Here is a 14,425-nt window from a genome sequence, read left to right on the forward strand (position 1 = left end):
CCCCATGCCCGTCATCGAATCCCGGCTGTCATCGGCCAGCGACACCTTCCAGGCCAACCGCACCGGCATGCTCGCGCTGCTGGACCAGGTGCGTGCGCACGAGGCCCGCGCCGCGTCTGCCTCGGGCGCCTCGGCCGAGCGCTTTGCCAAGCGCGGCCAGCTCTTGCCGCGCGAACGCATCGCGCTGCTGCTGGACACCGGCGCGCCCTTTCTTCCGCTGGCTTCTCTCGCAGGCCTTGGTCATGACAACCCCGATCTTTCGAAGAGCGTGCCCGGCGGCGGGTTGATCTCCGGCATCGGCCAGGTCGCGGGCGTGCGCTGCATGGTGAGCGCCTCCGATTCGGGCATCGACGCCGGCGCGCTGCAACCGATGGGCCTGGACAAGCAGCTGCGCGTGCAAGAGATCGCGCTCGAGAACAAGCTCCCCTACGTGCAGCTGGTCGAAAGCGCCGGCGCCAATCTCATGCAGTACCGCGTCCAGGACTTCGTGCGCGGCGGCAGCATCTTTCGCAACCTCGCGCGGCTCTCGGCGGCGGGGCTGCCCGTGGTGACGGTGACGCATGGCTCCTCGACCGCGGGCGGCGCCTACCAGACGGGTTTGTCGGACTACATCGTGATGGTGCGCGATCGCACCCGGGCCTTCCTCGCCGGACCGCCGCTGCTGAAAGCCGCCACCGGCGAAATCGCCACCGAAGAAGAACTCGGCGGTGCCGTGATGCACACCCACATTTCGGGCCTGGGCGACTACCTCGCCGAAGACGACCGCGACGCCATCCGCATCGCACGCTCGATCCTCGGCGGCATCGACTGGACCCGCGACGAAGCACCGCGCGCCTTCACGCCGCCGCGCTACGACGCCGAAGACCTGCTGGGCATCATGCCGAGCGACGGACGCCGGCCGGTGGACATGCGCGAGGTCATCGCGCGCATCGCCGACGGCTCCGAGTTCCTCGAATTCAGCGAGCACTACGGCAGCGCCACCGTCTGCGCCCACATCCGGCTCGAAGGCCATGCGGTGGGCATCGTCACCAACAACGGCCCGATCGATTCCGACGGCGCGACCAAGGCCACGCACTTCATCCAGGCCTGCTGCCAGTCGCGCACGCCCATCGTCTACCTGCAGAACATCACCGGCTACATGGTGGGCCGCGCGCACGAGGAGGCCGGCATCATCAAGCACGGCGCCAAGATGATCCAGGCCGTGACCAACGCCACGGTGCCGCAGATCACGCTGTACTGCGGCGCCTCGTACGGCGCGGGCAACTACGGCATGTGCGGCCGAGGCTTCGCTCCGCGCTTCTGCTTCTCGTGGCCGAACGCGCGCACCGCCGTGATGGGCGGCGAGCAGGCCGCCAAGACCATGGCCATCGTCATGGAGGCCGGCATGGCGCGCAAGGGCGCGGTCGACACCGCGAAGATCGATGCGATGCAGCAGCAGATCGTCGAGCGCTTCGACCGGCAGATGAGCGTGTTCACCACCAGCGCGATGCTGCTGGACGATGGCGTGATCGATCCGCGCGACACGCGCGCGGTGCTGGCCGAGGTGCTGTCGGTGTGCCGCGATGCCGATGCGCGCGTGCCGCAGGCGATGCAGTTCTCGGTGGCGCGGCCATGAAGGGGTTCAACAAGATCCTCATCGCCAACCGCGGCGAAATCGCGGTGCGTGTGATGCGCACCGCACGCACCATGGGCTATCGCACCGTCGCCGTGTATTCGAGCGCCGACGCCGATGCGGAACATGTGCGGCAAGCCGACCAGGCCGTGTGGATCGGTGAGTCGCTGCCCGCGCAGAGCTACCTCAACATCGCCGCGATCATCGAAGCCGCGCGTGCGAGCGGTGCACAAGCTGTGCATCCCGGCTACGGCTTCCTTGCGGAGAACGCCGGGTTCGCAGAGGCCTGCCGCAACGCTGGCCTCGTCTTCATCGGCCCCTCGCCCGAAGCCATTCGCGCGATGGGCGACAAGGCGGGCGCCAAGCGGCTGATGCGGGCGGCCGGCGTGCCGTGCATTCCCGGCTACCAGGGCGAAGACCAGAGCCAATCCACGCTCGCAGCCGAAGCTGCCCGCATCGGCTGGCCCGTGATGATCAAAGCAACCGCCGGCGGCGGCGGGCGCGGCATGCGGCTGGTGCCATCGGCCGCGGCCTTTGCCGATCTGCTGCAGAGCGCGCAGTCCGAAGCACTCAACGCCTTCGGCAATGCGACCGTGATCCTGGAGCGCGCCGTCGTCGCGCCGCGCCACATCGAAATCCAGGTGTTCGCCGACCGCCACGGCAATGGCATCCACCTCGGCGAGCGCGACTGCTCGGTGCAGCGTAGGCATCAGAAGGTGATCGAGGAATCGCCGTCGCCGGCGGTGTCCGCCGAGTTGCGCGAACGCATGGGCGCGACCGCCGTTGCCGCGGCAAAAGCCATCGCGTACGAAGGCGCTGGCACGCTCGAGTTTTTGCTCGACGCCGACGGCCAATACTGGTTCATGGAGATGAACACGCGGCTGCAGGTGGAGCATCCCGTGACCGAGGCGGTGACGGGGCTCGACCTCGTCGAACTGCAACTGCGCGTCGCCGCCGGAGAGCCATTGCCGCTCACTCAGCAGGACGTGCAGATGAACGGCCACGCGATCGAAGTGCGCCTGTGCGCCGAGGACCCGCAGCAGGGCTTCATGCCGCAGAGCGGCACGCTCGCTGCATGGCGGCCGTCGCCGGCTCTTCGTATCGAACATGCGTTGCGCGATGGCGCCGAAGTGCCGGCGTTCTACGACTCGATGATCGCCAAGCTGGTGTCGCACGGACGGACCCGCGACGAAGCGAGGCAGCGTCTCATCGCAGGCCTGCAGGACACTGTGGCGCTCGGCATCGCGACCAACCAAGAGTTTCTGCGGCGCGCGCTGTCGCACCCCGTGTTTGCCGAGGGTGCGGCGACGACGGCGTTCATCGCCGAGCATGCCGAGGCGCTGCTCGCGCCTGACGCCGCAATGGAAGGCCGCGCCGCGTTGCTCGCCGCACTACTGCTTCAACTCGGCGAACGTGGCTGGCCTTCACCGCTTGCGCACACGCTGCCTAACGCACTGCGCTTCTCGCTCAACGGCGAGGTGCATGCAGCGCGTGTGACGCCGCAGGGCGCAGGTCGTTTCGATGTCGCAGTCGATGCAACCGGGCCTGAGCGCATCGAACTGCTTGCGCTGCCCGGTGACGGCGTCGTGCGCTTCTCATGCGGCGGTGTTTCCGAGCAGGCCATGTCGGTGCGCAAGTCCGCCACGCACCTGTGGATTCATTTCAGCGGCCAGGCCTTCGAACTCGAGAATCTCACGCATGTGGCGGTGCCTCGCGCCGGTGCTGCTGGCGGCGACGGCCTGCTGCGCGCCTCGATGAACGGCCGCGTCATCGCCCTGCTCGCCGCCGAGGGGGACACGGTCGCTGCCGGCCAGCCCCTCGTCACGCTCGAAGCGATGAAGATGGAACACGTGCATTGCGCACCGCGCGCCGGCCGCGTCGCCGCGCTGCATGTCGCGGTGGGCGCGCAGGTGGCCGCGCGCCATGTGGTGGCGGAGATTGCCGACGCATGACGCGGCGCACCGTCTTCCCGATTTCCTGAAAGCCATTCGAATGAACGCCTCTTCCCGCTACCGCTCCGTGTTCTCGCCCGGCCTGTTCGATGGACAGGTGATCGTCGTTACCGGTGGCGGCTCGGGCATCGGCCGCTGCACGGCGCACGAGCTCGCATCGCTCGGCGCGCAGGTCGTGCTTGTCGGCCGCAATGCCGAGAAGCTGCAGCAGGTACAGAAAGAAATCGCCACCGCCGGCGGCAAAGCCAGCACCCAGGCCTTCGACATCCGGCAAGAAGAAGCCGTGCGTACGGCGATTGCCGAGGTGGTCGCAGCACACGGCCGCATCGACGGCCTCATCAACAACGCCGGCGGTCAGTACATCACGCCGCTCGCCGCCATCTCGGCCAAGGGCTGGGAAGCGGTGATCCACACCAACCTCACCGGCGGCTTCCTCGTCGCGCGCGAATGCTTCGTGCAGAGCATGCAGGCGAACGGCGGCGCCATCGTCAACATCGTGGCCGACATGTGGGGCTCGATGCCCAACATGGGCCACAGCGGTGCCGCGCGCGCGGGCATGGTGAGCTTCACCGAAACGGCCGCGCTCGAATGGGCCGCGAACGGCGTGCGCGTGAACGCGGTGGCGCCGGGCTACATCGCATCGAGCGGCATGGACCACTACCCGCCCGAGGCCGGCGACATGCTGCGCGCGATGCGCAAGACCGTGCCTGCCGGCCGCTTCGGCAACGAAGCCGAGACCTCCGCGGCCATCGCCTTCCTGCTGAGCCCCGCGGCGAGCTTCATCAGCGGCAGCGTGCTGCGCGTGGACGGCGCGCGGCCGCAGGTGCGCATGGGCTGGCCGATGGCGCTGCCGGATGCAGCGGCGCAGCAGCGCCCGGCAGTGCGGGCGTTCGACGGCTTCCATCTGGCGCAGACGCCCCGCGTGTTCCAGGACAAAGAAACGAACGACTGATTGATTGATTGACTGATCGGAGACAAGCGACATGCAGTACACCCACGAACACCTCGAGATTCAGAAGACGCTGCGCCGCTTCATCGATGACGAGATCAACCCGCACGTCGACGAATGGGAAGCGGCCGAGATCTTCCCCGCGCACGAGGTCTTCAAGAAGCTCGGCAACCTGGGCATGCTGGGCCTCAACAAGCCCGAAGCCTTCGGCGGCGCCGGCCTCGACTACTCGTATGCGATGGCGATGGCCGAGGCGCTCGGCCACGTGAGCTGCGGCGGCGTGCCGATGGCCATCGGCGTGCAGACCGACATGTGCACGCCCGCGCTCGCACGCTTCGGCAGCGACGAGCTGCGCCGCGAATTCCTCGCACCCGCCATCGCGGGCGACACGGTCGGCTGCATCGGCGTGAGCGAGCCCGGTGCGGGCAGCGACGTCGCGGGCTTGAAGAGCCACGCACGCAAGGACGGCGACGACTACCTCATCAGCGGCCAGAAGATGTGGATCACCAACAGCCTGCAGGCCGACTGGATGTGCATGCTGGTCAACACCAGCGACGGCCCGGTGCACCGCAACAAGTCGCTGGTGATGGTGCCGATGGACAGCCCCGGCATCGAGAAGGCCAAGAAGATCCGCAAGATCGGCATGAACTCCAGCGACACCGGGCTCATCTATTTCGACAACGTGCGCGTGCCGCAGCGCTATCGCATCGGCGAGGAGGGGCAGGGCTTCGTCTACCAGATGCAGCAGTTCCAGGAAGAGCGCCTCTGGGCCGCGGCCAGCTCGCTCGAGCCGATGGAAGACTGCATCGCGCAGACCATCGAGTGGGCGCAGCAGCGCCACATGTTCGGCGGCACGCTGGCCGACCAGCAATGGGTGCAGTTCAAGCTGGCCGAACTGAAGACCGAAGTGGAAGCGCTGCGCGCGCTCACCTACCGCGCCTGCGACCTGCATGTGCAGGGCGAGGACGTGCTCGAACTCGCCTCGATGGCCAAGCTCAAGACGGGGCGGCTCACGCGGCAGGTGTCGGACACGTGCCTCCAGTTCTGGGGCGGCATGGGTTTCACGCTGGAGAACCGGGTCTCCCGGCTTTATCGCGACGGCCGCCTCGGTTCGATTGGCGGCGGTGCGGACGAAGTGATGCTCGGCATCCTCGCGAAGACGATGGGCATCGCCAAACGGCCACCGCGCGGCTGACGGCGGCTGAAACGCATGGACGCCGAACTGCAAGCCGACCGCGCGGCGCTCGCCGACACGGTGCGGCGCTTTGCCGAAAACGAGATCGCGCCGAATGTCGAAGCCTGGGACGACGCGGGCGAATTTCCGCGCGCGCTCTACACGCGCGCCGCGGAACTCGGGCTGCTCGGTCTCGGCTATGCCGAAGCGTTCGGCGGTACGCCGGCCTCGTATTCGCTCAAGCTTCCCGCATGGATCGCACTCGCGCGCCACGGCAAGAGCGGTGGCGTGCTCGCGAGCCTCTTCTCGCACAACATCGGCCTGCCGCCGGTGGTGCTGCATGCGAGCGACGCCGTGCGCCACGAGGTCGTGCCCGCCGTGCTGCGCGGCGAGAAGATCGCGGCGCTTGCCATCACCGAACCGGGCGGCGGCTCCGATGTCGCGGCGCTGCGCACGACGGCCAGACGGGAGAGTGCAGGCGACGGTGATCACTATGTGCTGAACGGCGAGAAGACCTTCATCACGTCGGGCATGCGAGCCCACTGGATCACGGTCGCCGTACGCACCGGAGAAGGACGCGGTGCAGGCGGCATCTCGATGCTGCTGGTGCCCGGAGATGCACTTGGCCTTTCGCGCAAGCGCCTCACGAAGATGGGCTGGTGGTGCTCCGACACCGCGACGCTGCACTTCGACAACGTGCGCGTGCCGGCGCGCTATCTGCTGGGCGACGAAGGCGCGGGCTTCCGAATGATCATGGGCAACTTCAACGGCGAACGCATCGGCCTCGCAGCCGGCGCGCTCGGCTTCGCGCAGGCCTGCCTCGACGAAGCATTGGCTTGGTCCCGCGAGCGCAAGACCTTCGGTGCCGCGCTCATCGAGCACCAGGCGGTGCGCCACAAGCTGGTGGACATGCAGATGCGCATCGCCTCCACCGAAGCGTGGCTCGAGGCGGTGTCGGCGGAAGGCGATGCGCACGAAGCCGCCGGCCGCTTCAACGCGCCCGAATGGGTCGCGCAGGTCTGCATGCTCAAGAACCATGCGACGCAGACCATGCAGTTCTGCGCCGACCAGGCGGTGCAGATCCTCGGCGGCATGGGCTTCATGCGCGGCACGGTGAGCGAGCGCATCTACCGCGAAGTCAAGGTGATGATGATCGGCGGTGGTGCCGAGGAGATCATGAAGGAGCTGGCCGCGCGGCAGCTCGGCTGGCTGTAGCGCACCGCATCGCCTTTCCTCCAGCGGAAAACTGTTCTTCACCGGCGAGGTGCGCGGCGCATGGCCTTTCGCACGAGGCCTGCTTACCATCGGCCGCACATTGCATGAAGCCGGAGCCGCCGTGATCCTTGTTTTCCATCTCTTCGACCAAACCGATTCAGTCGAATGACCGAAGCCCGCACCATGTTCAAACACATCGTGATGTGGGACCTGCGCGGCGAATCGCCTGAAGAAAAGGCGGAGGCCGTGCAGTTGCTCAAGCGCAAGTTCGAATCGCTGCGCGGGCAGATCCCTGGGCTGCTGCACCTAGAGGTGGGCGTCGATTCAAGCCGCATCGCCTACGCCTGCGACGTGGTGCTCTACAGCGAGTTCGACAGCCAGGCATCGCTCGACGGCTATGCCACGCACCCCGCGCATCTGCGGGTGCGCGAGGAGTTGGGCGATCTGCGGATCGCGCGGCACCAGGTCGACTACGCGATGGAGTGATCGGGCGCGGGTCAGTCGTTCTTTTCGGACTCGCCCTGCTGCGCGGCCTGCGCCGCCGCACGCAGCTTGTCCTTCTTGCTCGGCCGCTTGCCCTTGATGCCGCCGGTGCCCGATGCATCGACGAGCGGCACGGCCACCTCGGTCGGCTCGAACCCTTCGATGCGCTCGCGCGGCAGTAGGAGGCCCTGGCGCTTTTCGATCAGGCGAAAGTGCGCCTCGGTCGATGCGCTCACGAAACTGATCGCCAGCCCGCTCTCGCCCGCGCGGCCGGTGCGGCCGATGCGGTGGATGTAGTCGGTGGGCGAGCGCGGCAGGTCGTAGTTGATGACCACGGGGAGCTGCGCGATGTCGATGCCGCGCGCCGCGAGGTCGGTAGCGATCACCACGTCCCACCGGCTCTCCTTGAACTGCGCGAGGATGCCGGTGCGCGTGCCCTGCGCGATGTCGCCGTGGAAGGGCACCGCGTAGACACCGTTCTTGTAGAGCTTCTCGGCAACGATCTGCGCCGAATGCTGCGTGGCGACGAACACCAGCACGCGCTCCCATTCGTTTTCTTTGAGCAGATGGCGCAGGAGCTGCGTGCGGCGGTTCGCATCGACCTCGATCACGCGCTGCACGATGTTCGGCTCGGTGCCCGGCTCGCCCTGCATGTCGATGACCGCGGGGTCGCGCAGCATGCCGTCGGCCAGCGACTGGATGGCGGGCGGGAAGGTGGCGGAGAAAAGCAGGTTCTGCCGTTGCGCTGGCAGCAGCGCGAGGATGCGGCCGAGCTCTTCGGCAAAGCCGAGATCGAAGAGGCGATCGGCCTCGTCGAGCACCAGCATCGAGACCGCGCCCAGCTTGAGCGCGTTGTGCTCGACCAGGTCGAGCAGCCGGCCGGGCGTGGCGACGACGATGTCGGCGCCGCCGCGCAGGCTCATCATCTGCGGGTTGATCGAGACGCCGCCGAAGGCGATGGCGATCTTCAGGCGCTCGGGCAGGTGCTGCGCAAGGCTGCGCATGGTTTCGCCGACCTGGGCCGCGAGTTCGCGCGTGGGCACGAGCACCAGCGCGCGCACGCGACGCGGCGACTGTGCGGGCTCGGCGGCCAGGCGCTGCAGCAGCGGCAGGGAAAATGCGGCGGTCTTGCCGGAGCCGGTCTGCGCCGAGCCCCGCACGTCGCGGCCCTGCAAAATTGGGGGGATGGCCGCGGCCTGGATGGCGGTCGGCGCGGCAAAACCGCTTTCGGCGGCAGCCTGCACGAGCGCGGGAGCCAGGCCCAGTGAGTCGAATGGCATGTGAGCAGACAGAGAGAAGAACCCAGAGATAAAAGAGAGATGGATCGAATGGCGACGACGACGAAAAGCAATCAGGCCAGCACCCTGGTGTATTCCACCGAGGGGGGCGGCCGCATGTGCCCCGATTGCCGTGCGCCGATGGCGCAATGCCGCTGCAAGGAACTCGAGAAGGCGCGCGCGCCGGCCACTGACGGCATTGTGCGTGTATCGCACGAGACCAAGGGCCGCAAAGGGAAGGGCGTGACGGTCATCAAGGGCCTCGCACTGGACGCCGCGGCGCTCGCGGCGGTGGGCAAGCAGCTGAAAACGGCCTGCGGCTCGGGCGGCACGGTGAAGGACGGCGTCATCGAGATCCAGGGCGATCACCGCGAACTGGTGATCGCGGCCCTCGTGAAGCAGGGCCACACCGTCAAGCGCGCCGGAGGCTGAGGAAGAAACAACCCATGAACCCCGAAGACCTGCAGCGCCTCGTGACCCTCGAAATGCCTTTTGGCAAGCACAAGGGCACGCTGATCGCCGATTTGCCCGGAAATTACCTGACCTGGTTCGCACGCGAGGGTTTTCCCTCGGGAGAAATCGGCCGACTGCTCCATTTGATGCATGAAATAGACCACAACGGCCTATCAGACCTGCTCAAACCGTTGCGAAACCGCCCGTCGCGCCGGGATGTTTCTCAATAACACACGATTTATCCACGTTTTTTCGCAAAGTGGCGTGGATAATTCCCCCCACGTGTCTGTGAGACCTTGTCTCCCGTGCACGTAATTTGGTGATCGGTCAGTTTCGCGCCACAGCGCACTTGTTTGTTGTGATTCTGGGACTCCATCGCTTTTGTTTTGTTGGTTTGAATTAGGAGTCCCTCCATGGGCAAGAAACTCTACGTAGGCAACCTCGCCTACTCTGTGCGTGACAACGACCTGGAACAAGCTTTCGGCGAGTTCGGCGCAATCGTCAGCGCCAAGGTCATGATGGAACGTGACACCGGCCGTTCGAAGGGCTTCGGCTTTGTCGAAATGGGTTCGGATGCTGAAGCACTCGCAGCCATCGAAGCCATGAACGGTCATTCGCTCCAGGGCCGTGCCCTGACGGTGAACGAAGCCCGTCCGATGGAAGCTCGTCCTCCCCGCACCGGCGGTGGTGGCGGCTACGGCGGCGGCGCTGGTGGCGGCGGCTACGGTGGTGGTGGCGGCGGCGGCGGTTACGGCGGCGGCGGCGGTGGCCGTAGCGGCGGTGGCGGCGGCGGTTACGGCGGCGGCGGCGGTGGTCGCGGCGGCTACTAAGCCCTCACCCACACTCACGAGAGCCTCGGCTCTCTGAATGAAAGAAAGCTCCTTCGGGAGCTTTTTTCGTTTCCGGACCGTCCCTTTCCAGGGGCACCGGGGACAACCCTTGCCTTGCGGTAAGCATTTGTCCGTACAGGCAAGGTCAGCCAACGGTCAGCCGCGGACGACGACCCTCACTGCTCCAAAACAGAGGGTCGAGGCGATGAAGATCAAGAGTCAGGCGGACTTCTTTTCAGGAGTCATGTTCACCACCGTGGGGGGTGCCTTCGCGATAGGCGCCACCACCTACACCGTCGGCAACGGCGCCCGCATGGGCCCCGGCTATTTCCCGCTCATGCTGGGCATCCTCCTGGCCATCCTCGGGGTGGTCATCATGTTCCAGGCGATGGTGGTGGAGACCACCGATGGCGACAAGATCGGCAAATGGGCCTGGAAGCCGCTGGCCTTCGTGCTCGGCGCCAACCTCGCGTTCGGCATCCTCCTGGGCGGCCTGCCAAGCATCGGCTTGCCGGCGATGGGAATGATCATCGCGATCTACGCGCTCACGATCATCTCGAGCATGGCGGGCACGCAGTTCAAGCTGCGCGACGTGTTGGTGCTCTCCACCATCCTGGCGGCCGGCAGCTATGTGGCCTTCATCTGGGCGCTCAAGCTCCAGATCCAGGTCTGGCCCACTTTCATCTCGGGCTGAGGAGCACGCACCATGGACCTGATCCACAACCTTTCCATCGGTTTCGGCGTTGCCTTCACCTTCACCAACCTGCTGTATTGCCTTTTGGGCTGCATCCTGGGCACGCTGATCGGCGTGCTGCCGGGCATCGGCCCGGTCGCGACCATCGCGATGCTGCTGCCCGCGACGTACGCGCTGCCGCCCGTGTCGGCGCTGATCATGCTGGCCGGCATCTACTACGGCGCGCAGTACGGCGGCTCGACGACGGCCATTCTGGTGAACCTGCCCGGGGAGTCGTCCTCGGTGGTCACCTGCATCGACGGCTACCAGATGGCAAGGCAGGGCCGCGCAGGCCCCGCGCTCGCGGCTGCGGGCCTGGGCTCGTTCTTCGCGGGGTGCGTCGGCACGCTGATCCTGGCTGCCTTCGCTCCGCCGCTGACCGAGTTGGCCTTCAAGTTCGGCCCGGCCGAGTACTTCTCGCTGATGACGCTGGGCCTGATCGGCGCCGTGGTGCTGGCCTCGGGCTCGCTCCTGAAGGCCGTGGCCATGATCGTGCTGGGCCTCTTGCTCGGCATCGTGGGCACCGACGTCAACTCGGGTGTCGCGCGCTTCAGCTTCGACATTCCCGAGCTCACCGACGGCATCGGCTTCGTGGTGATCGCCATGGGCGTGTTCGGCTACGGCGAAATCATCGGCAACCTCTCGCAGCCCGACGACGAGCGCGAAGTCTTCACGCACAAGGTCAAGGGCCTGTGGCCCACCAAGGACGACTTCAAGCGCATGACGCCCGCGGTGCTGCGCGGCACGGCGCTGGGCTCGGCCCTGGGCATCCTGCCCGGCGGCGGTGCGTTGCTGGCGGCCTTCGCGGCCTACGCGCTGGAGAAGAAGATCAAGATGCGCCCCGGCGAAGTGCCCTTCGGCAAGGGCAACATCCGCGGCGTGGCATCGCCCGAATCGGCCAACAACGCCGGCGCACAGACCTCCTTCATCCCGCTGCTGACGCTGGGCATTCCGCCCAACGCGGTGATGGCGCTGATGGTGGGCGCGATGACGATCCACAACATCCAGCCCGGCCCGCAGGTGATGACCAGCAACCCCGAGCTCTTCTGGGGCCTGATCGCCTCGATGTGGATCGGCAACGCGATGCTGATCATCCTGAACCTGCCGCTGATCGGCATGTGGATCAAGCTGCTGACCGTGCCCTACAAGTTCCTGTTCCCCGCCATCGTGCTGTTCTGCGCGATCGGCGTGTACTCGACCAACAACAACACCTTCGACGTGTGGATGGTCGCGATCTTCGGGTTCATCGGCTACCTGTTCCTGAAGCTCAAGACCGAGCCGGCGCCGCTGCTGCTGGGCTTCATCCTCGGGCCGATGATGGAAGAAAACCTGCGGCGCGCGCTGCTGCTGTCGCGTGGTGCGTGGAGCGTGTTCGTCACGCGGCCGCTGTCGGCCGGGCTGCTGGTGGCTGCGGCGGCGCTGCTGTGCATCGTGCTGCTGCCGTCGATCAAGGCGAAGCGCGAAGAGGCTTTTGTCGAGGAATAGGCTCGCCCGCCGCTCCCGGAACAAGCCCCCGCACGAAAGCGCAGGGGCTTTTTTCATTTCAGGACGCCGCGGCGGCGGCCACGCCCCATATCGACGCGCTCTAGTTGGTGCTCGGCGGCGGTGCCGGTGGTGCGCCAGGAAGGCCGTGAACAGCGCCGATACCGGATCAATCCGTCTCGAATTGGCAAGTTCCGCAGGCACCGAGGCGCCCCTCGCCGACGGCATTTCAAGGACGAGCTTGCGTGCCTCGGATTGCTACCTAAAAGATAGCAATAAAGATCCACTGCACGAGGTCAATCCCGAGATTCGATAGGGAGGAAAAGACCCGCAAACGCCTTCCGCACGGACATAAAAAAGGCGCCGACCAGCGGCGCCTTTCAAGTTCGAGCTGGCATCTCGTATGGATGCCTTGAAGGATTTTTCTTTTTGAAGGGGAAGTTGTCTCCTCGGACCCTCGGCAGTACGAGCAGGGCCCGTTCGCGAGTGCGCAGACTTTATGTGCTGCACCGCACCAGTGCATTGGGAATTACCCGCTTTGCCTTACTGCGGACGGCCGATTCGCAAACCAAAGTGTTTCCGGGAGTTAACGATGTGGCACGACTCATGCACGTAGCGCCAGACCCGACAACTCGAAGAAGCGCAACGCCATGGCCCTGGTCCCGCAAGCCTCCATCAACGCGGCCGACACCGCCTGGATGATGACGTCGACCGCGCTGGTGCTGCTGATGACGCTGCCCGGCATCGCGCTCTTCTACGCCGGCATGGTGCGGCGCAAGAACGTGCTGGCCACCATGGCGGCCGTGGTGGCGATCGCCGCGGCGGTGTCGCTCACCTGGTTCACCCTCGGCTACTCGCTGGCCTTCACGCCGGGCTGGCCGTGGCTCGGCGGTACCGGGCGCTTCTGGTTCTCGGGCTTCGAATACCTGAAGGAAGCCGGGCAGATCGCGGTGAGCCACGTCGCACCCAACGTGCCCGAGTCGGTCTACGCGATGTTCCAGCTCACCTTCGCGATCATCACCACCGCGCTGGTGCTGGGCGCCTTCGTCGAGCGCATGCGCTTCTCGGCGGTGCTGTGGTTCGCGCTGCTGTGGAGCGTGCTGGTCTATGCGCCCGTCGCGCACTGGGTCTGGGAGCCGGGCGGCTGGCTCGCGCAGATGGGCGCGCTCGATTTCGCGGGCGGCTCGGTGGTGCACGTCAACGCGGGCATCGCGGGGCTGGTGTGCGCCTATGCGCTCGGCCCGCGCAAGGGCTACGGCCGCGAGGCCTTCGAGCCCTACAGCCTGGCGATGACGATGATGGGCGCCGGTCTCCTGTGGGTGGGCTGGTTCGGCTTCAATGCGGGCTCGGCGGTGGCGGCGGACGGGCGCGCGGGTCTCGCGATGCTGGTCACGCACATCGCGGCGGCGGCCGGTGCGATGAGCTGGATGATCGGCGAGTGGATCGTGCGGCGCAGCCCTTCGCTGCTGGGACTCTGCTCGGGCCTCGTGGCCGGGCTGGTGGCGATCACGCCAGCGGCGGGTTTCGTCACGCCGCTCTCGGCGCTGGCCATCGGCGCCATCGCGGGCCTGGCCTGCTATTGGGGCGCCACGGGCCTGAAGCACATGCTCGGCGCGGACGATTCGCTCGACGTCTTCGGCGTGCACGGCATCGGCGGCATCGTGGGGGCGCTGCTCACGGGCGTGTTCGCCGATGCACGCATCTCGGGCGCGGCCGGCAACGTGCTGACGCAGGCCATCGCCGTCGGCAGCGTGGCGATCTACAGCGCGGCGGGAACGGCGATCGTGCTGTTCCTGGTGCATGTGCTGGTCGGATTGCGCGTCGATCCCGAGAGCGAACAGCTGGGCCTCGATCTTGCTCAGCACCGTGAACACCTGGGAGCCTGACCACCCGAGGGAGACACCATGCCATCCATGTCCGAAAGCGAACGCATCGCGCTTGCAGCCCGTCTTCACGTGGCACTGCGGCGAAAGCACGGGCGCGTGACCGACACCGAATGGATGGCCACCAATGCCGAGTACGCCGCCGAGATCGTGCGCATGACGCGTGCGCACGCGGCGGAGACGAAGGACGAGGAACTCGACCAACTCGCGACGCGGCTCGAGCTGGCGATGGAGCCGCTGGCTCGAGCCGCGCGGCTGGCGGCGCGGCAGCCCGATGGGACGCCGCCTACGCCGCCGCCTCGCTATGTGGGCGGGTTGCGGTGACGCTTTGAGTCGGCTGGCGTTCGGGGCAGGTGCATGCGCCCCCTGAACAAGAGCCCCA

Annotated in this window: 14 protein-coding genes; 13 read left to right on the forward strand and 1 reads right to left on the reverse strand. The window is 66.7% G+C overall.

Annotation, left to right across the window (positions count from 1 at the left end):
* Nucleotides 1–4: 4 nt before the first annotated feature.
* From VARPA_RS01680 to VARPA_RS01705, 6 genes are all read left to right on the forward strand, one after another.
* Nucleotides 5–1,615 carry an acyl-CoA carboxylase subunit beta gene (locus tag VARPA_RS01680; RefSeq protein WP_013538803.1) on the forward strand — a complete coding sequence of 537 codons (1,611 nt, stop codon included), beginning with the start codon at nucleotides 5–7 and terminating at the stop codon, nucleotides 1,613–1,615.
* On the forward strand, nucleotides 1,612–3,564 hold the full coding sequence (locus VARPA_RS01685; RefSeq protein WP_013538804.1) for an acetyl/propionyl/methylcrotonyl-CoA carboxylase subunit alpha: 1,953 nt from the start codon (nucleotides 1,612–1,614) through the stop codon (nucleotides 3,562–3,564). The genes VARPA_RS01680 and VARPA_RS01685 overlap by 4 nt, the downstream gene beginning before the upstream one ends.
* 40 nt (nucleotides 3,565–3,604) lie before the next feature.
* Nucleotides 3,605–4,516 carry an SDR family oxidoreductase gene (locus tag VARPA_RS01690; RefSeq protein WP_013538805.1) on the forward strand — a complete coding sequence of 304 codons (912 nt, stop codon included), beginning with the start codon at nucleotides 3,605–3,607 and terminating at the stop codon, nucleotides 4,514–4,516.
* A 31-nt stretch (nucleotides 4,517–4,547) separates the two neighbouring features.
* On the forward strand, nucleotides 4,548–5,708 hold the full coding sequence (locus tag VARPA_RS01695) for an acyl-CoA dehydrogenase family protein (protein WP_013538806.1): 1,161 nt from the start codon (nucleotides 4,548–4,550) through the stop codon (nucleotides 5,706–5,708).
* Between the two features lie 15 nt (nucleotides 5,709–5,723).
* Entirely contained in the window at nucleotides 5,724–6,902 is a 1,179-nt protein-coding gene (locus VARPA_RS01700; protein WP_013538807.1) for an acyl-CoA dehydrogenase family protein, read from the forward strand.
* 183 nt (nucleotides 6,903–7,085) lie between these two features.
* Nucleotides 7,086–7,388, forward strand: a complete 303-nt coding sequence (locus VARPA_RS01705) for a Dabb family protein (RefSeq protein WP_041943176.1) — start codon at nucleotides 7,086–7,088, stop codon at nucleotides 7,386–7,388.
* An 11-nt stretch (nucleotides 7,389–7,399) separates the two neighbouring features.
* Here VARPA_RS01705 and VARPA_RS01710 read toward each other — a convergent pair whose 3' ends face one another.
* Nucleotides 7,400–8,665, reverse strand: coding sequence for a DEAD/DEAH box helicase (locus tag VARPA_RS01710; RefSeq protein ID WP_013538809.1), 1,266 nt, complete (start codon nucleotides 8,663–8,665; stop codon nucleotides 7,400–7,402).
* Nucleotides 8,666–8,713: 48 nt separating this feature from the next.
* Here VARPA_RS01710 and VARPA_RS01715 point away from each other — a divergent pair, with 48 nt between their 5' ends.
* The 7 genes from VARPA_RS01715 to VARPA_RS01745 all read left to right on the forward strand — a co-directional run bounded on the left by VARPA_RS01715 (nucleotide 8,714) and on the right by VARPA_RS01745 (nucleotide 14,367).
* Nucleotides 8,714–9,094 carry a translation initiation factor Sui1 gene (locus tag VARPA_RS01715; RefSeq protein WP_013538810.1) on the forward strand — a complete coding sequence of 127 codons (381 nt, stop codon included), beginning with the start codon at nucleotides 8,714–8,716 and terminating at the stop codon, nucleotides 9,092–9,094.
* A gap of 14 nt (nucleotides 9,095–9,108) precedes the next feature.
* Nucleotides 9,109–9,345: a DUF3820 family protein gene (locus tag VARPA_RS01720; RefSeq protein ID WP_013538811.1), complete on the forward strand. Its 237-nt coding sequence runs from the start codon at nucleotides 9,109–9,111 to the stop codon at nucleotides 9,343–9,345.
* Between the two features lie 183 nt (nucleotides 9,346–9,528).
* Complete coding sequence (locus VARPA_RS01725; protein WP_013538812.1) at nucleotides 9,529–9,945, forward strand: RNA recognition motif domain-containing protein; 417 nt, start codon at nucleotides 9,529–9,531, stop codon at nucleotides 9,943–9,945.
* A gap of 205 nt (nucleotides 9,946–10,150) precedes the next feature.
* Nucleotides 10,151–10,639 carry a tripartite tricarboxylate transporter TctB family protein gene (locus VARPA_RS01730; RefSeq protein ID WP_013538813.1) on the forward strand — a complete coding sequence of 163 codons (489 nt, stop codon included), beginning with the start codon at nucleotides 10,151–10,153 and terminating at the stop codon, nucleotides 10,637–10,639.
* A gap of 12 nt (nucleotides 10,640–10,651) precedes the next feature.
* Nucleotides 10,652–12,163 carry a tripartite tricarboxylate transporter permease gene (locus VARPA_RS01735; protein WP_013538814.1) on the forward strand — a complete coding sequence of 504 codons (1,512 nt, stop codon included), beginning with the start codon at nucleotides 10,652–10,654 and terminating at the stop codon, nucleotides 12,161–12,163.
* A 647-nt stretch (nucleotides 12,164–12,810) separates the two neighbouring features.
* Nucleotides 12,811–14,046 carry an ammonium transporter gene (locus VARPA_RS01740; RefSeq protein ID WP_013538815.1) on the forward strand — a complete coding sequence of 412 codons (1,236 nt, stop codon included), beginning with the start codon at nucleotides 12,811–12,813 and terminating at the stop codon, nucleotides 14,044–14,046.
* 18 nt (nucleotides 14,047–14,064) lie between these two features.
* Entirely contained in the window at nucleotides 14,065–14,367 is a 303-nt protein-coding gene (locus VARPA_RS01745; RefSeq protein ID WP_013538816.1) for a hypothetical protein, read from the forward strand.
* The last annotated feature ends 58 nt before the right edge of the window (nucleotides 14,368–14,425 follow it).

The organism is Variovorax paradoxus EPS, assembly GCF_000184745.1.
GTDB lineage: Bacteria > Pseudomonadota > Gammaproteobacteria > Burkholderiales > Burkholderiaceae_C > Variovorax > Variovorax paradoxus_C.

What these genes read in the sequence shown, in the direction of transcription:
- VARPA_RS01680 (WP_013538803.1), top strand. Translation starts at nt 5, where the DNA reads ATGCCCGTCATCGAATCCCGGCTGTCATCGGCCAGCGACACCTTCCAG.
- VARPA_RS01685 (WP_013538804.1), top strand. Translation starts at nt 1,612, where the DNA reads ATGAAGGGGTTCAACAAGATCCTCATCGCCAACCGCGGCGAAATCGCG.
- VARPA_RS01690 (WP_013538805.1), top strand. Translation starts at nt 3,605, where the DNA reads ATGAACGCCTCTTCCCGCTACCGCTCCGTGTTCTCGCCCGGCCTGTTC.
- VARPA_RS01695 (WP_013538806.1), top strand. Translation starts at nt 4,548, where the DNA reads ATGCAGTACACCCACGAACACCTCGAGATTCAGAAGACGCTGCGCCGC.
- VARPA_RS01700 (WP_013538807.1), top strand. Translation starts at nt 5,724, where the DNA reads ATGGACGCCGAACTGCAAGCCGACCGCGCGGCGCTCGCCGACACGGTG.
- VARPA_RS01705 (WP_041943176.1), top strand. Translation starts at nt 7,086, where the DNA reads ATGTTCAAACACATCGTGATGTGGGACCTGCGCGGCGAATCGCCTGAA.
- VARPA_RS01710 (WP_013538809.1), bottom strand. Translation starts at nt 8,665, where the DNA reads ATGCCATTCGACTCACTGGGCCTGGCTCCCGCGCTCGTGCAGGCTGCC.
- VARPA_RS01715 (WP_013538810.1), top strand. Translation starts at nt 8,714, where the DNA reads ATGGCGACGACGACGAAAAGCAATCAGGCCAGCACCCTGGTGTATTCC.
- VARPA_RS01720 (WP_013538811.1), top strand. Translation starts at nt 9,109, where the DNA reads ATGAACCCCGAAGACCTGCAGCGCCTCGTGACCCTCGAAATGCCTTTT.
- VARPA_RS01725 (WP_013538812.1), top strand. Translation starts at nt 9,529, where the DNA reads ATGGGCAAGAAACTCTACGTAGGCAACCTCGCCTACTCTGTGCGTGAC.
- VARPA_RS01730 (WP_013538813.1), top strand. Translation starts at nt 10,151, where the DNA reads ATGAAGATCAAGAGTCAGGCGGACTTCTTTTCAGGAGTCATGTTCACC.
- VARPA_RS01735 (WP_013538814.1), top strand. Translation starts at nt 10,652, where the DNA reads ATGGACCTGATCCACAACCTTTCCATCGGTTTCGGCGTTGCCTTCACC.
- VARPA_RS01740 (WP_013538815.1), top strand. Translation starts at nt 12,811, where the DNA reads ATGGCCCTGGTCCCGCAAGCCTCCATCAACGCGGCCGACACCGCCTGG.
- VARPA_RS01745 (WP_013538816.1), top strand. Translation starts at nt 14,065, where the DNA reads ATGCCATCCATGTCCGAAAGCGAACGCATCGCGCTTGCAGCCCGTCTT.